Source organism: Dietzia sp. NPDC055343 (genome assembly GCF_053645265.1).
The window spans coordinates 149,750-168,537 of sequence record NZ_JBSHMJ010000001.1 but is presented as its reverse complement, the minus strand read 5'-3'; the positions used below and the strand labels follow the sequence as shown (position 1 = coordinate 168,537).

The 18,788-nt window shown below is 69.7% G+C and carries 16 protein-coding genes; 9 read left to right on the top strand and 7 right to left on the bottom strand.

The annotated features are described in order from the left end of the window. Positions 1-12: 12 nt before the first annotated feature. Complete coding sequence (locus ACWIE7_RS00810; protein WP_454068354.1) at positions 13-1,224, bottom strand: carbamoyl-phosphate synthase large subunit; 1,212 nt, start codon at positions 1,222-1,224, stop codon at positions 13-15. A 103-nt stretch (positions 1,225-1,327) separates the two neighbouring features. On the opposite strand from ACWIE7_RS00810, the gene ACWIE7_RS00805 reads away from it, so the two are divergent. Continuing rightward, a complete protein-coding gene (locus ACWIE7_RS00805; RefSeq protein WP_454068353.1) occupies positions 1,328-2,077 on the top strand; it encodes a GAP family protein in 750 nt (249 codons plus the stop codon). Positions 2,078-2,119: 42 nt separating this feature from the next. Here ACWIE7_RS00805 and ACWIE7_RS00800 read toward each other — a convergent pair whose 3' ends face one another. The 5 genes from ACWIE7_RS00800 to ACWIE7_RS00780 form a co-directional block, all read right to left on the bottom strand. Continuing rightward, entirely contained in the window at positions 2,120-3,634 is a 1,515-nt protein-coding gene (locus ACWIE7_RS00800) for a pyridoxal phosphate-dependent decarboxylase family protein (RefSeq protein ID WP_454068352.1), read from the bottom strand. After that, positions 3,631-5,001 carry an MFS transporter gene (locus ACWIE7_RS00795; RefSeq protein ID WP_452098875.1) on the bottom strand — a complete coding sequence of 457 codons (1,371 nt, stop codon included), beginning with the start codon at positions 4,999-5,001 and terminating at the stop codon, positions 3,631-3,633. Before ACWIE7_RS00795 ends, ACWIE7_RS00800 begins: the two co-directional genes overlap by 4 nt. 60 nt (positions 5,002-5,061) lie before the next feature. Next, positions 5,062-5,904 (bottom strand): aldo/keto reductase, encoded by an 843-nt coding sequence (locus ACWIE7_RS00790; protein ID WP_454058412.1) that lies wholly within the window; start codon positions 5,902-5,904, stop codon positions 5,062-5,064. 23 nt (positions 5,905-5,927) lie between these two features. Next, positions 5,928-6,497 carry a TetR/AcrR family transcriptional regulator gene (locus ACWIE7_RS00785; RefSeq protein ID WP_452098872.1) on the bottom strand — a complete coding sequence of 190 codons (570 nt, stop codon included), beginning with the start codon at positions 6,495-6,497 and terminating at the stop codon, positions 5,928-5,930. 93 nt (positions 6,498-6,590) lie between these two features. Next, positions 6,591-9,398 carry an aconitate hydratase gene (locus tag ACWIE7_RS00780; RefSeq protein ID WP_454058410.1) on the bottom strand — a complete coding sequence of 936 codons (2,808 nt, stop codon included), beginning with the start codon at positions 9,396-9,398 and terminating at the stop codon, positions 6,591-6,593. Between the two features lie 242 nt (positions 9,399-9,640). Here ACWIE7_RS00780 and ACWIE7_RS00775 point away from each other — a divergent pair, with 242 nt between their 5' ends. The 8 genes from ACWIE7_RS00775 to ACWIE7_RS00740 all read left to right on the top strand — a co-directional run bounded on the left by ACWIE7_RS00775 (position 9,641) and on the right by ACWIE7_RS00740 (position 17,938). After that, entirely contained in the window at positions 9,641-10,180 is a 540-nt protein-coding gene (locus ACWIE7_RS00775; protein WP_452098870.1) for an Rv1476 family membrane protein, read from the top strand. Between the two features lie 348 nt (positions 10,181-10,528). Continuing rightward, positions 10,529-12,088 (top strand): NlpC/P60 family protein, encoded by a 1,560-nt coding sequence (locus tag ACWIE7_RS00770; protein ID WP_454068351.1) that lies wholly within the window; start codon positions 10,529-10,531, stop codon positions 12,086-12,088. Between the two features lie 141 nt (positions 12,089-12,229). After that, a complete protein-coding gene (locus ACWIE7_RS00765; protein WP_372459525.1) occupies positions 12,230-13,294 on the top strand; it encodes an AAA family ATPase in 1,065 nt (354 codons plus the stop codon). Then, positions 13,291-14,268 carry a DUF58 domain-containing protein gene (locus tag ACWIE7_RS00760; RefSeq protein WP_454068350.1) on the top strand — a complete coding sequence of 326 codons (978 nt, stop codon included), beginning with the start codon at positions 13,291-13,293 and terminating at the stop codon, positions 14,266-14,268. Before ACWIE7_RS00765 ends, ACWIE7_RS00760 begins: the two co-directional genes overlap by 4 nt. After that, complete coding sequence (locus tag ACWIE7_RS00755) at positions 14,265-15,245, top strand: VWA domain-containing protein (protein WP_452098867.1); 981 nt, start codon at positions 14,265-14,267, stop codon at positions 15,243-15,245. The genes ACWIE7_RS00760 and ACWIE7_RS00755 overlap by 4 nt, the downstream gene beginning before the upstream one ends. 69 nt (positions 15,246-15,314) lie before the next feature. Then, the gene (gene fabG1 / locus ACWIE7_RS00750; RefSeq protein WP_230928934.1) at positions 15,315-16,046 is read left to right on the top strand and encodes a 3-oxoacyl-ACP reductase FabG1; all 732 of its coding nucleotides are present in this window, start codon (positions 15,315-15,317) and stop codon (positions 16,044-16,046) included. Position 16,047: 1 nt separating this feature from the next. Beyond that, complete coding sequence (inhA, locus tag ACWIE7_RS00745) at positions 16,048-16,893, top strand: NADH-dependent enoyl-ACP reductase InhA (protein WP_454068349.1); 846 nt, start codon at positions 16,048-16,050, stop codon at positions 16,891-16,893. Between the two features lies 1 nt (position 16,894). After that, entirely contained in the window at positions 16,895-17,938 is a 1,044-nt protein-coding gene (locus ACWIE7_RS00740) for a ferrochelatase (RefSeq protein WP_452098865.1), read from the top strand. A gap of 10 nt (positions 17,939-17,948) precedes the next feature. Here the strand turns inward: ACWIE7_RS00740 and ACWIE7_RS00735 are convergent, their stop codons facing one another. After that, complete coding sequence (locus tag ACWIE7_RS00735) at positions 17,949-18,776, bottom strand: hypothetical protein (protein WP_452098864.1); 828 nt, start codon at positions 18,774-18,776, stop codon at positions 17,949-17,951. Between the last annotated feature and the right edge of the window lie 12 nt (positions 18,777-18,788).

Sequence of the window (18,788 nt, the reverse complement as noted above, 5' to 3'; positions counted from 1 at the left end):
TCGAGGAGATCGTCAGACCCTCTGTTCGTGAACGTCCTCGAGCAGGGCCGCGTCCTCGTCGGTCATCCCGCTGATCGGCTCACCGTTCCACACGATGTCGTCGCCCAACGCCTCGAGCACGGCCTCGTGCTGGCCGCGACTGAGCTTGGCGCCGTGGACGAGGGTGGCGGGGCTCCACATCATCGCGATGGAGTCGTGCCACCCGGCGCCCACGTTCTTCACGTGGGTCAGGTCGTGTAGCGAGATCGGCAGGTGCTTGAGCGGCTCGGCGAACGCATCGGCGAGCACTGCCAGGCTGATCTGGCGCTCCACGCCGGGCTCGACGACGAACGTCTCCGCATTCTCTCCGGTGAGTGTCTGCTCCAACTGGTCCGCTTCCAGGAGGATCACGCCGTTGGTCGGACGGGGGTTGCATTCGATCGCGTAGAGCTGACCGTCGTTGTCCACGAAGTCGAACGAGAGCTGACCCGTGAAAGTCGGATCGAGCGCGTCGATGATGCGCTGCGTGTAATCGAGGGTGTCGGTGCTGTCCACGGCCAGGAACGCGATCCCGGTACTGTGCGCCCACTGTTCCGGCGCCCGATAGGTGCACTGCGAGGTCACCCGGCCGTTGACGACGGTGCTGTAGGTGCAGACCATCGGGCCGTCCACGAACGGCTGGACCAGCCAGGGCTGATCCTCGGTCGGGTGGCACTCCTCCACGGTCATCTTCCCGGCCAGCGGCCCGGTGTTCGTCAGGAGGGCGACACCGCCACGTGAGAACGCCGCCCGGGCGAAGTAGCGGGGATATTTGGCGATGGCGGCCGTCAGCGAGTCGTGATCCGTCGCTACGATCGTCTCGGGGATCGGCACACCCGCTTCCTCCACCAGTCGCTGGAAACTGGCCTTGTCGTGCAGTCGTGCGAGCTTCGCGAACTTCCCGGCGAACAGTGTCACGCTCTCGGGCAGGTCCGCCGCCCGGGCGGCGAGGTAGAACGCCTCTTCGAACGTCGGGATGATCAGATCGATGTCGTACTCCGCGACGATCTTGTTCACATCCGCGATGAACTGATCGGTGTCGTATCGGGGAGAGGCCGTCACCGCATGACCCGCGAGGTACTTCGAGTGGCTGCCCGACGCACCGCCGTAGGTGTCCGCGGCCACGACCGTGTGGCCACGACTTCCGAGCTTGCGGATGATGTCCAGGGCGAAGGTGTTCCTGGAGCTGGTGACGAGTACGCGCATTGCCGACCTCTCGACGTGGGGTTTGATGCGCTTAGGTTAACTGTGAACCGGCGGGTCCACTTCCGCCTTGAGTGTCAACCGCCCCTGAAGGGAGCGAGCGCAGATGACGCACGTGACGACCTGGTTCGCCGCTGTACCGACGCTCGTCGGTCTGGGACTCGCCCTGGGTATGAATCCGGTGCTCTACGGGGCCACCGCCGACACGCTGGCGCGTGGCCGGGGTGTCCGGTCCGGACTCGCCGCGCTGCTTGCCGGGGTGATGACCGGGGCGACGGTTCTGGTGTTGGTCGTCCACGGTTTCAATCCCGCGAACCTGGTCTCGCGGGTCCAGCATCGTGCGGACGACGTGGTGGAGGATCGGGCGGTCGACCTGGTCGTCGGCGTGATCGTTCTGGTTGCCGCGGGTGCGATCGCCGTATGGGCTCGTCTGGCGCCCGCCCCTGCCTCTGCCCCGACAGCTCGCGACGGCGCCGCGGGAGCGTCCGGTCCGACGCCCCACCCGGCTCCCGATTCTCATAAGAACTCCAAGGCCACCAGCTTGTTCGTTCTCGGAGCCACCTCGTCTGTGGTGGGGTTCACCACCCTGCCGATCGCCTATCTGGTCGGGCGGGCAGTCGAGAGCGTCAGCTCCGATCCCGTGCTCAGACTCCTTGTCTACGCCGTCTTCCTCATGTCGCTGATCGCACCTTTCGTCCTCTTGGCCTGGGTGTGGTCGCGTTTCCCCGCCGCCACGCGGAAGGTCACGGCGACGTACGACCGGATGCTGGCGTGGGATTCGCGGCTCGTCGCGGTGGTGATCATGGTGATCGTCGGTCTGATCCTGCTCGCCCTCGCCTTGTTCGGCCATCACTGAACCGGCCGTCGAGCCCTCCTCCGCGATGCGCGGGTCGCATTGTCACGTCTCCGTGACAGCCGCGAGATAGGCGCGGACGAGCCGCGACCCGACCTCGTCAGGGAGGCGCTCGATCGCGGCGATCAGTGTCGCCATCCCGGCCTCGTCATCGTCGTCACCGGTCAGAACATCGACGATCATCGCGTGGACGTCGTCCTCGGGCAGTGCGAGCACGTCCGCCGAGGAGAGGTCCCCGGATTCGAGGGCGTCCAGGACGCCGGCCAACCCCGGCGGTGGGGTGGGGGCCGCCAGGCCGCGGACGTCGTCCGCCGCCGCGACCGCGACCCGGAGGATCTCCTCGACCATCCGGTGGGTCACGGGGGTGATGGTCAGGTGCGACGACGACGGCAACGTGCCCCGCTCCTGACGGAACGCCGGTTGCGCCTGCACGGCTATGCCGAGACGCCCGCACGCGTCCGCCCACAGGTGAGGATGAACGCGTCGATCGTCGGGAACCGATTCGTCGATCGCGACCGCGATGATCGGACCGGGGTCGCGATCCAGGATGGCCAGCCCCTCGATGGCGCCCAGCCCTTCCAGGAGTTCATCGGTGGCCCGGGCCGTGCGCGCCACCAGTTCGCACTGCCCCTCCTCGCCGAGTGCCTCCATCACGACCCACGCCGCCGCCGCGGGTTCGAGAGGCTTGGACCCGGCCAGGGTGGGGTTGACGACCGGGTACCCCGGCCAGTCGACGGTGGCGAACCACGAGGCACGGTGCCGTGCCCTTCCCCGGGACAACAGCACCGAGCTTCCCTTGGGTGCGAACCCGTACTTGTGCAGGTCCGCAGAGATGCTGGTGACCCTCTTCAGACGTAGATCCCACGCCGGCGCCGTCCGTCCAGGCGGGGCCGGCCAGTGGGGGAGCACCAGGCCGCCGAGGCACGCGTCCACGTGCAGACCGATCCGGGCGTCATGGGCTGCCTCGAGTCCGGCCGCCACCTCCGCGACGGGATCGATCACGCCGCTGGGATAGGCGGGAGCCGAGCACACGACGAGCACCGTGTCCTCGTCGACGGCCGCGAGGAGGTTCGCTGCCGCGGCTCGGCCACTGCGCGGGTCCACCTCGACGCCTTTGAATCGCAGGCCCAGCAGGTGCGCGGCCTTCCTGAATGCGGCATGCACGCTCACCGGCGCGACGATCGTCCCACCGTCCCCGGGGGCACGGCCCATGACCTCGCGGGCAGCGAGGCACGCCAGGAGGCAACTCTCGGTCCCTCCCGAGGTCACCGTGCCGAAGACTCCGTCATCGCCGTTGAGAAGCTCTCGGATTCGCGCGACGATCCCTTTGTGGATGTGCGCGACCGATGCGAAGACAGTGGGGTCCAGCCCGTTCACGCCGTGAGCCAGGCGCGCGGCCCGGATCGCGAGGTCGTCCAACTCCGGCAGACCCGAGTCGTATACGTAGGAGAGAACCCGCCCGCCGGTGGTCGGTGGATCCTGCTCCCGAAAGGCCGCCAGTCGCGCCAGCGCGTGTTCGCCGCGGTCGATGACCCGGGTGGTCAGGGAATCTGAACTCATGCTCTCTCCGTCCATCGGGGGTAGGAGTTACCCAGCGCACGGATCATCAGCAGGCTCGCACCCGCCAGCAACGCGGGAACCAGCGAGAAGGCGAGCACTATCGCCCAGACCGCCGACCCCGGCTGTTCGTCCACCCCGCCGGAACGGAAGCCACCGACTGCCAGCAATGCGAGTACGAGAACCGGGCCCAGTGCCATCGATCCGGTCTCGGATGCGGTCCACAGTCCGCTCATGGCGCCACTTCGTCGCCGACCACCCAACGCACGGTCGAGGTCGGTCGCGTCGGGCAGCATCGACATCGGTAGGGCCTGCATCCCCGCGTAGGCGACTCCCGCCAGCGCCACCGGAACGTGCACCCACGCCCCGGGCGCGATCCCGGCGGGGATCAACAACAGCGCGGCCACGGTGAACAGTCCGGTCGACGCTGCGAGCGCCCGCACCTTCCCCCGCGCGTGTGCCAGACGGGTCCACAAGGGCATCACCACCAGCGCGGGACCGACCAGCGCCAGGAACAGACCCGTCAGCGCGGACTCGTCTCCGAGTACATACGTGGCCACGTACTGCCCACCTGCGAGCATCACCGCCGTGGCCACCGCCTGCAGGCAGAACACCGCGACCAGCAGTCGGAACGGCCGGGTCACCCGCAGCGCGTCGATCCCGTCACGATAGGCGAAGGCGAGATTCCGGGCGGGGGCGTCGGCACGCATGATCGTGCGGCGACCTGCGACGAACGTGGACCACAGCATCCCGAGCAACATCAGGGCGGCGACACCGATCGCCATCACCACATATCCGCGCGCGCCACCACCCGCGGCGTCCCTCAGTGCCGGGCCGCCTCCGCCGGAGACGAGGATCGCCGCCGCCAGCACGGCCACACGCCAGGCCAGCAGCGTCACGCGACGGGCGGAGTCGTCGGTCAGTTCGGCCGGCAGCGCCAGATACGGCACCTGGAAGCACGAGTACGCCAGCGATGCCGCGAGAAAGAAACCCATCACCCACAGGCCGGCGGCACCCGTGCTCCAGTCCGCCGGCGCCGAGAACGTGGCGATGAACAGCAGCGGTAGCGCCAGTGCCCCGAACAGCATCAGCCCCGTGCGGAAACCGGTGCGGTGCGAGGCCCGATCGGAGAGCGCGCCGATGAGCGGGTACGCCAGAACGTCGATCAGCTTGGGAACCAGCACCAGAACCGAGGCCAGCGCCGCGGCGACCCCGATCGAATCGGTGAGGTAGTACGCCAACACCAGCCCGGGCAGCGTGCCGAACGCCCCGGTGCCCAGGCTGCCCGCCGCGTAGGCGGCCAGCACGGGCGCGGTCGTGGAGCGGTCCGGCGGCGCGTGGCCGGGCGCGCCCGCATCGGAGGTGGGCATGGCATGACTCTAGGCCGCTCCGCGGCCCCGGCGAGCGCGATTCGTCACCCCTCGCCGGGCTCAGCCGCGCCAGTCGAAGGAGTCCGGGTCCGGGCCCGATCGGGACCCGTTGTGCAACGACGAGATCGAGGCCATCTGTTCCTCGGTCAGCTCGAAATCGAACACCTCGAGGTTCTCGCGCATCCGTGCCGGATCAGAGGACTTGGGAAAGACGATGTCACCGCGCTGCACGGTCCAGCGCAGGACCACCTGTGAGACGCTGCGACCGACTTGTCGTGCCAGCGCCTCGAGCTGGGGATCACCGAACACCGTGCCCTGGGCCAGCGGGCTCCAGGCCTCCACCGCGATCCCGCGGGCGGCGCAGGATTCCCGCAGCTCGTCGTTGACGAAGTAGGGGTTGGACTCGATCTGGTCGACGACCGGCGTACTCAGGCCGGCCTCCGCCAGCCTTGCGAGGTTCGCGTCCGTGAAGTTGGAGACACCGACCGAGTCGACGGGAAGGTCGGCCCTGATCTCCTCCATGACCTCCCAGACCCGGGCGACATCCCCGTGCATGGCCAGCGGCCAGTGCACCAGGTACAGGTCGATGCGACCGCCGAGGGCCTCCAGAGAACGTTCGGTGGCCCCGCGCGCGGCATTTCTCTCGTGGAACGGGTTGTTGAGCTTGGTCGTGACCCACAGATCCCCGCGCTCCAGCCCCGAGGCCGCGATAGCGCGCCCCACTCCCTCCTCGTTGCCGTACATCTGCGCGGTGTCGAGGTGCCGGTACCCGGCCTCGAGCGCGTGGGACACCACCCTCTCCGTGTCCTCGGGCGGGACCTGGAACGTGCCGAACCCCAACTGCGGGATCGCGCGCCCGTCGTCGAGGAGGATGGTGGGGATCTGCGACTCCGTGGTGCTCATGCACCCCAACCTACGCCGACCGCTCAGTCGCGGGTGACACGGAGCGACGCCTCCACCAGATCCAGCATCTCGGCCACATGGTCGGTGCCGCGCCCGGTGGCCAGGTGGGTGATGAGGCCGTCCAACACGATGTCGAGATAGACCCGCAGCACGTCGGCGGGGATATCGGTGCGCATACGGCCCGAGGCCTTCTGCTCTCGGAGCCGGGCGACGATCGCGGCATCGACCTCCGCCTGACGGTCCGTCCAGCGCTCGCGGAACTCGGGGTCGGTGCGGATCCGCCGGGCGATCTCCAGCCGGGTGCCCAGCCAGGAGAACTCCAGCGGGTCGGTGAGGATCTCCCGCATCACCTGGACCAGCCCCTGCTCGGCGACGGTGGCGGCCATCGCCGCGGCGTCGTCGTCCGCCAGCGCGAGGAAGAGCGCGTCCTTGTCGTCGAAGTGGTGGAAGATCGCGCCCCGGCTCATCCCGGTGGCCTCCTCCAGCCGGCGCACGGTGGCACCCTCGAACCCGTACTCCGCAAAGCACCCGCGCGCCCCGGACAGGATCTGGCGACGTCGTGCGTCGATGTGGTCCTGGCTGACCCTGGGCAATGTCAGTCACCTTCCTTCAGATACACCGCGGCGGTGCGCAGTCGCCCCGCATCGAGCAGGTCGACCACACACCGCCGTCGATGTGAGAGGGGATCAGCCCTTGATCATGTTGCGCAGCACGTACTGCAGGATGCCGCCGTTGCGGTAGTAGTCCGCCTCGCCCGGGGTGTCGATGCGCACCTTGGCGTCGAACTCGACGGTTCCGCCGTCCTGCTTGGTGGCGACGACCTTGACCGTCTCGGGCGTGGTGCCGTTGTTCAGCTCCTCGATGCCCGAGATGTCGAACGACTCGGTGCCGTCGAGGCCGAGGGTCTCGTGCGACTCGCCCTCGGGGAACTGCAGCGGGATGACGCCCATGCCGATGAGGTTGGAGCGGTGGATACGCTCGAACGACTCGGTGATCACGGCACGCACGCCGAGCAGACGGGTGCCCTTGGCGGCCCAGTCACGGGACGAACCGGTGCCGTACTCCTTGCCGCCGAGCACGACGAGCGGGATGTCCTGCGCCGCGTAGTTCTGGGCGGCATCGTAGATGAACGCCTGCGGCGAGCCCTCCTGGGTGAAGTCCCGGGTGTAGCCGCCCGACACACCGTCCAGCAGCTGGTTCTGCAGACGGATGTTGGCGAAGGTACCGCGGATCATGACCTCGTGGTTGCCACGACGCGAACCGAAGGAGTTGTAGTCCTTCCGCTCCACGCCGTTCGCGTCGAGGTACTGCGCAGCCGGGGTACCCGGCTTGATGGTCGAGGCCGGCGAGATGTGGTCGGTGGTGACCGAGTCGCCGAGCTTGGCCAGGACGCGTGCGCCCTTGATGTCCGAGACCGGGTCCGGCTCCATCTCCATGCCGTCGAAGAACGGGGCCTTGCGCACGTAGGTCGACTTGTCGTCCCACTCGAAGGTCTTGCCGTCCGGAGTGCTCAGGCCACGCCAGCGCTCGTCACCGGCGAACACGTCGGCGTACTTCTCCGTGTACTCCTTGGAGGAGATGGAGGCCTTGATGGTCGACTCGATCTCCTCGGAGGAGGGCCAGATGTCCTTGAGGTAGACGGGGTTGCCGTCCTTGTCGTTGCCCAGGGCGTCGGCCTCGAAGTCGAAGTCCATCGTGCCGGCGATCGCGTACGCGATGACCAGGGGCGGGGACGCCAGGTAGTTCATCTTGACGTCCTGGTTGATCCGGCCCTCGAAGTTGCGGTTACCGGACAGCACCGCGGTGGCGGTGAGGTCGTATTCCTGGATCGCCGACGAGATCTCCTCCGGCAGCGGGCCCGAGTTGCCGATGCAGGTGGTGCAGCCGTAGCCGACCAGGTAGAAGCCGAGCGCCTCGAGGTCGGGCCACAGGCCGGCGCGCTCGTAGTACTCGGTGACGACCTGCGAGCCCGGGGCCATGGACGTCTTGACCCACGGCTTGGCGGTGAGGCCCTTCTCGTGGGCCTTGCGCGCGAGGAGACCGGCGCCGATCATGACCGACGGGTTGGAGGTGTTGGTGCACGAGGTGATCGAGGCGATCGTGACGATGCCGTGGTCCAGGATCATCTCATTGCCGCCGTCGACCGTGACCGGCACGGGCAGCGAGGGGCGGCCGTCGGACCCGACGGAGGCGTCGGCTCGCACGGAACCGTCGTCCGCGAAGGACAGCTTGGCGCCGTGGGGGACGGGCGGGGTGGCCCCGCCCTCGGCGACCATGTCGCGGACGTCGTCGTTCCCGCTGCCGCTGTGGACGTAGTTGTGGATGTCCTTGCGGAACGCGCTCTTGGAGTCGGACAGCTCGATGCGGTCCTGCGGGCGCTTGGGGCCGGCGATGGACGGCACGACCTCGCCCAGGTCCAGCTCGAGGTACTCGGAGAACACCGGCTCGGTGCCCTCGGGGTCGAGCCACATGCCCTGCTCCTTGGCATAGGCCTCCACGAGGGCGAGCTGCTCCTCGTCGCGACCGGTCAGGCGCAGGTAGTCGATGGTCTCGCCGTCGATCGGGAACATGGCACAGGTCGAACCGAACTCCGGGCTCATGTTGCCGATGGTGGCGCGGTTGGCGAGCGGCACGGCCGCGACACCCGCACCGTAGAACTCCACGAACTTGCCCACCACACCGTGCTTGCGCAGCATCTCGGTGATGGTGAGCACCACGTCGGTCGCGGTGACGCCCGGCTTGATCGAGCCGGTGAGCTTGAAGCCCACGACGCGCGGGATGAGCATCGAGATGGGCTGGCCCAGCATGGCGGCCTCGGCCTCGATGCCGCCGACGCCCCAGCCGAGCACGCCGAGCCCGTTCTCCATGGTCGTGTGCGAGTCGGTGCCGACACAGGTGTCCGGGTACGCCTGGCCGCCCCGCACCATAACCGAGCGGGCGAGGTACTCGATGTTGACCTGGTGGACGATGCCGGTCCCCGGGGGGACGACCTTGAAGTCGTCGAAGGCGCCCTGGCCCCATCGCAGGAACTGGTACCGCTCCTCGTTGCGCTGGTACTCGATCTCGACGTTCTTCTCGAAGGAGTTCGGTCCGCCGAACGACTCGATGATCACCGAGTGGTCGATGACCATCTCGGCGGGCGCCAGCGGGTTGACCTTGTTCGGGTCGCCACCGAGGGTCTCGACGGCCTCACGCATGGTGGCCAGGTCGACGATGCACGGCACGCCGGTGAAGTCCTGCATGATCACGCGCGCCGGCGTGAACTGGATCTCCGTGTCGGGTTCGGCGCTCGGATCCCAGCCGGCGAGCGCCTCGATGTGCGCCTTGGTGACGTTGGCGCCGTCCTCGGTACGAAGGAGGTTCTCCGTCAGTACCTTGAGGGAATAGGGGAGCTTCTCGGCTCCCTCGACCGCCGAGAGGCGGTAGATCTCGTAGGCCTCGCCGCCGACCTCAAGGGTCCCCTTGGCGCCAAAGCTGTCAATGCTTGCTGTCACGTCAGCTCCACTCGTGGTGTGAATGTCGGTTAGTCATCCCTCCCGGTGTCGCCTGTGTCGTACTTCGGGCGACGCCGGGTCGGACACAGGATCCATTGTGGACCCTCTGCCCGGTCTGCGACCACCAATTTAGCAGTACGCCCGTCCTGTTTAGCGCCCGGCACGCCCGAACGTGGGGAGCGGTACCGGATCTGACGCCGTTCGGCGCGTGCTCTCCCGGACGACGACGACGAGGTGGCACCATGTCCGACGTGGACGACCCCGATGACGCCGTGACGACCCTCGCCTATGTGGACGAGCCCCTGTTGTCGTTGCAGTTGGGCGAGGTCCCGTACTGGCTCGACTACCAGGCCGTCGTCGCCGACCTCGCGGACGACGGGGTGGCCGCGCCGGAGCCGTTCGTCGACGGGCTCCGCACCGTGGTGGACGACGCGGCCGAGCGCGGCCTCGACCTGAAGGTCGTCTACACCGAGGCGCCCGCCGCCGTATACACCGACGCCAGGGATCTGGCGGCGTTCCTCAACGAGGAGTTCGAGGGCACCATCTTCGTCCGGACGCCGGCATTCGTGGGCAGTTCCAGCGACACGATCCCGCGCCACCGCCTCGAGGCAGGGCAGGACGACGCATGGGAGGAGTTCGATCCGGTCGCCTCGGCATCGGTCTTCGCCCACAAAGTCGCCGCCCCCGCCCCGCCCTGGGGTGCACTCACCGCGATCACCCTCGTCCTTGCCATCGTGGCCGTGATCGCGTTCGCCACGGTCCTGCGCCGCCGACGCCGCTGACCCACCCGGAGCACGTCTCACCTCCGCGTTCACGACCGGCCGCTCCACCGCCGCCCCGCCGCGTCTCGCCCGCCATCGGAGGCGAGGCCATCGGTACCACATCCACGGCGACACGCCGCCGCGAAACCGGTTTTTCAAGTTACAGCAGTGTATTTTGCCGCCTGATGTTTCACATGTGCTCGCTGTGACCTACGGTGCTTAAGGAACCATAGGTTCTACCGAGCCGGTTGTGACTCCAGTGGCGCAGGGGAAGGCATCACGGGACGTCCTCCACCGACTCGGGCACGCGACCCGTCGAACGGGCCGCGCGAGACGCCGCACCCCGGTGCGGTCAGCGGAAGGTGAAACGTGGAGCCCGACCATTCGTCGCGGCGCACCCGTGGGGTGCGCAACCGTAGAAGCCCCGGCCGTGCGCCCGGGCGCGCCGCCGTCGCCGCGGCTCTCGTCCTGGCGACCGGCACCGCCGTCGTCCAGGGACCTGTCGCCACCGCCCAGGAAGCCACCCGGGTCGCCCCGGGTGACATCAGTGGTCTGATCCGTGCGGTCGCCGACGCCACAGCTCGTCTCGATGCGAAACGCGAGGGGATCGCCGTCGCGCGCGAGGACGTCAACAAATCGCTGGTCGATCTGCAGATGGCCCGCGTCGAACTCGATCGCGCCATCGCGGATGCCGACCGCACCGTGACCGAACGCGAGAAGGCCGAGTCGGGTGTCGAGTCGGCGCGCGGAACCCTGGACGACTACTCGCGGCTCCTGCACCGCCAGGGCACCGCCCCTGGCGCCGCATCAGCGCTACTCGACCCCGGCGACCCGGCCGACGCCGGCCTCCGCCAGGAGTACCTGCAGCGGGCAGCAGCCGATCAGCGGAGCGTGGTGGGCGACATGGTCGCCGCCGCCGATGAGGCCGCCCGCAGGGAGAGTGAAGCGCTCGGCGCCCGGGAGGCGGCAGCGCAGCGATACGACGACGCCTCGGCTCGCCGTGACGGCGCAGCGGCCCAGGTCACGTCGGTCTCGAGCGAGGTCACCACCCTCGAATCGGAGGTCGAGCAGCTCACCCGCGACCTCGAAGAACAGCAGACCGCACTCGCCGCCGCCGGGGCGTCCCCGGCGGGGCCCGCCACAGGCGGCGCGAACGAGGTCACCGTCGACGAGACCGCGATGCGCGAACATGCCGTCCGTGCGCTCGCCGACCAGCCCGAAGCCGGCCGGCAGGCGGCTGACATCGCCTTTGCCCTGCCCTCCCACCTCGATCTCGGCGCCATCCGGCAGTTCGCCGGCGGGTCCTCGGATGAGCTCACCCGTGCTGCGGGCGGGGCGATCGACGCCGGCAGTGTCGGGGCAGCCGTGGACGCCGGCATCAACGGCGACACCGAGGCCATCGTCCAGCAGGTCGCCGACGCTATCAGCGCGGCCGACTTCGGCTCACTCGCCGACGGTCCGGCCGCCCCGACCAGGCCGGGCCAGGGCAATGGCGGCGTCGACGCCGGCACACCGTCGAGCTCGGCCCGCGTGGAGACCGTCGTCAACCGTGCGCTGTCACAGCTCGGCGTGACCTACGCCTGGGGCGGCGGCGACGCCAACGGCCCCACCAAGGGCATCCGCGACGGCGGCGTGGCGGACAGTCACGGGGACTACAACAAGGTCGGCTTCGACTGCTCCGGACTGATGATCTACGCGTTCGCAGGTGTCGGGAAGGCGCTGCCGCACTACACCGGCTACCAGTACACCGCGGGACCGCAGGTTCCCGTGGCCGATCGCAAGCGCGGCGACATGCTGTTCTGGCCCGGGCACGTCGCCCTCTACCTCGGCGACGGGAAGATGGTCGAGGCACCGCAGTCCGGCGACGTCGTCAAGATCTCACCCGTCCGTATGGCCGGCATCAGCCCGATGGCCGTCCGACTGGTCTGACGCCGTACCGCGGTGACGCTCCCGCCGGGCGACGGTGACCGGTCGGTGGCAGGCGCATCCCGGTAGGGTCGTCCCCATGTCCGCCCGACGGCAGCGCCCCGGGCGACCGGAACATCCGATCACGCGAAGGAGCCCGCCGCGGTGAGCGATACCCACCCCGACCAGTTGACGTCCCAGGGCGAGCCTCCCGCCGGATCCGCGGCCTCCGCGGCCGAGGACGCGCGGCTGCTCGAGCGGGCGGTCTACGAGGTCAAGAAGGTCGTGGTGGGCCAGGACCGGCTCATCGAGATGATCCTCGTCGGTCTGCTCTCCCGCGGACACATCCTTCTCGAAGGTGTGCCGGGCGTGGCTAAGACCCTGACGGTGGAGACCTTCGCCACGGTGGTGGGCGGGTCCTTCCGGCGCCTCCAGTTCACCCCGGACCTGGTGCCCGCCGACATCGTCGGCACCCGGATCTACCGGCAGGGCCGCGAGGAGTTCGAGGTGGAGCTCGGACCGATCCTGGCCAATTTCGTGCTGGCCGACGAGATCAACCGCGCCCCCGCCAAGGTCCAGTCGGCGCTGCTGGAGGTCATGGCCGAAGGGCATGTCTCGATCGGCGGACAGACGTTCCCCATGCCGTCACCGTTCCTGGTCATGGCCACCCAGAACCCGATCGAGAGCGAGGGCGTCTACCAACTCCCCGAAGCACAGCGCGACCGGTTCCTGTTCAAGCTCGTCGTGGACTACCCGAGTCCAGAGGAGGAGCGGGAGATCGTCTACCGGATGGGCGCCACCCCGCCAGAGCCGACCCGGATCCTGGGTGTGGACGCGCTGCAGCGACTACAAGCGTCCGTACGCGAGGTCTTCGTCCACCACGCACTCGTCGACTACGTGGTGCGCGTGACGATCGCGACCCGCGAGCCCGCGCGCCACGGACTCGAGGACGTGGCCCGGTGGCTCGCCTACGGCGCCTCGCCCCGAGCCACCCTGGGAACGGTCACCGCGGCGCGCGCCCTCGCCCTTGTCCGCGGACGCGACTACGTGGTGCCCCAGGACATCGTCGACGTCCTGCCCGCCGTGCTGCGCCATCGGCTCGTCCTCACCTACGACGCGCTCGCTGACGAGATCACCGCGGACACGGTCGTCCGCCGGGTGCTCGAGGCCGTCCCGCTGCCGCAGATAAGCGCGGTCCCGGCCCAGGCCGGCCCGCCGCCCTCACCGTGACCTCCGCGGAGGGGGAGCGGCGCGACGACCGGGGCGACGTGTCGTCCCGTGCCGCCCTGAACCAGCTCGAGTTGCTCGTCACACGGCGACTGGACGGTGTCCTCAACGGCGATCACCGGGGTCTGCTCCCCGGCCCCGGTACCGAGCCTGGGGAGGCCCGCGCCTACGAGCCCGGTGACGACGTCCGGACGATGGACTGGTCCGTGACCGCCCGGACGACCATCCCGCATATCCGACAGACCATCGCCGACCGCGAGCTGGAGACGTGGCTCGTCGTCGACCTGTCCGCGTCGCTGGACGTCGAGGGCCGGCACGGCGCCAAGCGCCGGGTCGTGGAGGCCGCTGTCGCGACGGTCGGATTCCTCTCCGCCGGTGGCGGCAGTCGGGTGGGCATGATCCTGACCGGTGACGGTCGGCCCCGCGTACTGCGCGCCACCGGGGGGCGGGACCACGTCCGGCGGCTGCTCGAGGATGTCTCCCGCGCCGCTCCGGAGGTCGCACCGGGAGGTGCGCTCGTCGACTGCCTCCACGCCGTCCGCAACGCGGCGCGGCGGCACGGACTGGTCGTGGTGATCTCGGATTTCCTGTCCGAGATCGACTGGGAGCGCTCGCTCCGCGTCCTCGGCACCCGCCACGAGTTCCTGGCCGTGCACGTGGCCGACCCACTCGACATCGCCCTTCCGGCCGTCGGCGCCGCGCTGCTGCAGGATCCCGCAACCGGAGAGGTCCTCGAACTCGAGGTGGACGATGCTCTCGCGGCGGATTATCGGCGTGTGGCCGCCGAGCATCGCGCCGCGGTTCACACAGCGCTACGCCGCTGCGGCGCCCCCGTCCTGGCGCTGCGCACCGACCGCGACTGGGTCCGTGACGTGATCGACTTCGTCGGTGTCCGCAGGCAGGGCGGGCTGCCCACCGGGGAGAACCTGGACCGCGACCTGCCCGGTGAACAGCCCGCGGAGGAGGCGACCCCATGAGCTTGTCCGAGTTCCAGCACCCGCTGTGGTTGCTCCTGCTCGCCGCGCCGTTGGCCATCACGATCGGGTACATCATCGCCCTGCGGTCCAAGAAGCGCAGGACGGTCCGCTTCGGCAACTTCGGCGTTCTCCGGTCGGTGGACACCCGGGGCCGGCGGTGGTTCACGCATGTACCGGCGGTGCTGCTCATCCTGTCGATGGTCAGCCTCGTGATCGCGATGGCCGCGCCCCAGAAGGAGCAGAAGGTCCCCCGTAACCGGGCGACGGTGATGCTCGTCGTCGACGTCTCCCTCTCCATGGAGGCCACCGACGTCGCCCCCTCGAGGATCGAGGCCGCGCAGCAGGCGGCGACGACCTTCGCCAACAACCTCACCCAGGGCGTCAACCTCGGCCTGGTCTCGTACGCCGGGACCGCCTCGATGCTCGTGGCACCCACCACCGACCGGGGCCCCGTGGTGCGCGCGGTCGAACGACTACGCCTCGACGAGCGCACAGCCACCGGCGAGGCCATCTACACCGCCACCCAGGCCATCACGACCTTCACCGAGAGCCTCGGCGGCCCGGATCAGGCGCCGCCGGCACGGATCGTGCTCCTGTCCGACGGCAAGGAGACGGTCCCCGCGCAGCCGACCGAGGAGCGGGGCGCCTTCACCGCGGCCGAGCGCGCCGCGGAGGCCGGGATCCCCGTGTCCACGATCTCGTTCGGCACCATGTACGGCACCGTCGACATCCAGGGACGCCCGCAGCCGGTGCCGGTCGATGACGCCTCCCTCAAGACCATCGCCGAGTTGTCCGGCGGCGACTTCTTCACCGCCTCCAGCCTCGAGGAGCTCGACTCGGTCTACCGGACCCTCGAGGAGCAGATCGGCTACGAGTGGAAGAAGGCGGACGCCTCCCGGCCGTGGCTCATCGCCGGTTCGCTCTTGGCGATGCTCGCGGCCGCCGGCTCGCTCACCGCACACAGGCGTATCCCCTGACGCCGACCCCCCTGCGTAACCGGAGCACTCGCGGTCCGACCCGGGGGAGCCGCTCGCTAGGGTGGGCACATGGTTTCCGAGAGCAGGCGCGACACCGCGCCACGGACAGTCCTCGTCACCGGCGGTAACCGGGGGATCGGCAGGGCGGTCGCCGAACGACTCCGCGCGGACGGCCACCGGGTCGCGGTCACCCACCGCGGCTCCGGCGCCCCCGAGGGCCTGTTCGGGGTCCGGTGCGACGTCACTGACGCCGACTCGGTCGATGCCGCGTTCACCGCGGTCGAGGCGGAGTTCGGGCCCGTCGAGGTGATCGTCTCCAACGCCGGCATCACCGACGACACCCTGCTGATGCGCATGAAGGACGAGCAGTTCACGCGAGTGGTCGAAGCGAACCTCGCCGGGGCGTTCCGGGTCGCCAAGCGCGCATCGCGCGGGATGCTGCGGGCCAGGTTCGGGCGGATGATCTTCATCGGCTCGGTGGTCGGGCAGTCCGGCACCGCCGGCCAGGTCAACTACGCCTCCTCGAAGGCCGGGCTGATCGGCATGGCACGGTCGCTGACCCGCGAACTCGGTTCGCGCAACATCACGGCCAACGTCGTGGCCCCCGGGTTCATCGACACCGACATGACCGCGGACCTCGACGACAAGACCCAGGAGCTCGCAGTCGCGGCGATCCCGCTCGGCCGCAAGGGCTCGGCGGACGACGTCGCCGGGGCCGTGAGCTTCCTCGCCGGTGACGACGCCGGCTACATCTCCGGGGCCGTGATCCCGGTCGACGGCGGAATGGGAATGGGGCACTGACATGAGCCGGACCGACACCGACACCGACAACACGGGCGCGGGCACCGGGCTGCTCGCCGGTAAGACGATCCTCGTCACCGGCGTCATCACCGACGCGTCGATCGCCTTCCACATCGCCAAGCACTGCCAACTCCACGGTGCGAAGGTCATCCTCACCGCGTTCGGACGGCCGTCGCTGGTCAAGGCCATCTCCAAGCGACTTCCGGAGCGCCCGCCGGTGGTCGAGCTGGACGTGCAGAGCGACGAGGACCTGGCGGCTCTGACCGGCCGGGTCCGCGAGCACACGGGTTCACTGGACGGCGTGGTGCACTCCATCGGCTTCGCTCCGCCGAGCTGTCTCGGCGACCCGTTCCTCGACGCCCCGTGGAAGGACGTGGCGGTGGCGCTGGAGGTCTCCGCCTATTCCTACGCGTCCCTGGCCAAGGCCGTTCGACCGCTCCTGAACCCGGGTGCGTCGATCATCGGACTGGATTTCGATCCGCGGTTCTCGATGCCGTTCTACAACTGGATGTCGGTCGCCAAGAACGCCCTCGAAGCAGTGAACCGCTACGTCGCCCGGGAGCTGGGGCCGGATCAGGTCCGCTCCAACCTCATCGCGGCTGGGCCGATCAAGACCCTCGCCGCCAAGGCGATCGCCGGTGATGCGCTCGGTCCGGGCGGGGAGCTCGACCAGATGCAGGGGGAGTGGGCGCGACGGGCGCCCCTCGGCTGGAACGTCGAGGACCCGACCGCAGTCGCCACCACCGCCGTCGCCCTGCTCTCGGACTTGATGGCGGCGACCACAGGCACCGTGGTCTATGCCGACGGCGGCGCCGGCACCGTGTCCTTCAGCGAACAGGGACAGTGACGTGACAGACCCGAACCCGGCCGCGGGCCCGGTGGACGCACTGCTGCTCCTGTCCTTCGGCGGCCCCGAGGGGCAGGAGGACGTGATCCCGTTCCTCGAGAACGTCACCCGGGGTCGCGGTATCCCGAGGGAGCGGCTCGAAGAGGTGGCCACGCATTACCGGCACCTGGGCGGGCGTAGCCCTATCAACGACCTCAACCGCGAGATCATCGCCAACATCGAGGCCGAGTTGGCCGATCGGGGACGCGACTTGCCGGTGTATTTCGGCAACCGGAACTGGACGCCGATGGCCGAGGACACCGTCCGCCGGATGGTGGCCGACGGGGTTCGCCACGCCGCGGTGTTCGCCACCTCCGCATGGGGCGGCTATTCCGGGTGCGCCCAGTACAACGAGGACATCGAGCGCGTCCGACAGCAGGTCGCGGGCGCGCCCACGATGATCCGGCTACGTCAGTTCTACGACCACCCGCTGTTCGTGGAGCGCTTCGCCGCGGACCTGCGCCGGGCGATCGACGCCGCGGCCCCGGGTGCGCGGGTGGTCTTCACCGCCCATTCCGTCCCCGATGCGGCCGACGAGGTGGCCGGCCCGCCCGCGCTGGGCGGCCACCTCTACAGCCGTCAGGTCCAGGAGGCCTCGCGGCTCGTCGCCGGGGCAGCCGGGGTGGCGGAGTACGACGTCGTGTGGCAGTCGCGTTCCGGGCCGCCGAGCGTCCCGTGGCTCGAGCCGGACGTGGTGGACCACGTCAGCGATCTCGCCACCAGCCGCGGCACCCGCGATGTCGTCGTCGTCCCGATCGGGTTCATCTCCGATCACGTGGAGGTCATCTGGGACCTCGACACCGAGCTCGTGGACGAGGTCCGCGAGCTGGGCGTGACCGTCACCCGCTGCGCGACGCCCGGCCCGAGCCGGGAGTTCGCCCGGATGGTCGTCGAGCTGCTCGACGAGGTCGAGTCCGGCACCACGCAGCCACGACCGGGCAGCGTTCCCGCGCTCGGTCGCAACCGCAACGGGGCCCGCTGCGGGATCGGCTGCTGCGCCCGCTGAACAGTGACGTTCAGCGGGGTCCCCACTCCCGTAGCGCCGATTCGCCGGCGGCGGCCACGGCGGACCGACGCGCCGCGTCCTTCACCGCCACCAGGCGGCGCAGGATCGGCTCGCGCGTCGCGGGGTCGACGCCGAGCCCCGGCCGGGCCAGGGCGAGCGAGGTGATCGCCTCGACCCTGTCGATGCGATCGACGAGTTCGAGCACGCGCGCGGGCAGTCCCGCGGGGACGCGGGTGACGGCTGCGTGCACGTCTATCGGGCCGGCGGCGCCTGCCCCCTGAGCGGCCGCGGACCGTTCGATGAGCTCGGCGGCGTCCTCCACGGCACGGCCGAGTTCGTACAACGCCTCCGACGGCCCGGCCGGCTGGGGCGCCACCGGGCAGTCGGTGACGCCCCGGATCCGCCACCGTAGGACGTCGACATGCGGCCGCACACAGGTCAGGCACAGCCCCTCGCGGCTCTGCGGATCCCGGATCAGAACGCCCCATCCGGCCTCCGCCACATCGGCACGCACCGCGGGAACGGGCGGAAGGCTCGACGAGTCGCCGGGCGCGGTGGTGAGGAGCGAGAGGATCTCCGCGGCGGGGTGGGACGCGCCGACACGGCGCAGGTGCCGCACGATGTCCGGCAGCATCCCCACTGCCCCGGCCGCCGGATCCACGTCGGCGAGCCCGGCGACCGGCTCGCCGACGATCTCGACCAGGTGGGACTGGGCGAGGCCGCTGACGTACGAGCTCAGGGCATCGAACGGTTGGTCCGCCCACGCGGTGCGCAGCAGGTGCAGGGGCAGCGCCCACGCGGGGGAGAGCGCGGTACTGGTGGCGAGGGGTCGTGACATGACGATCGATCC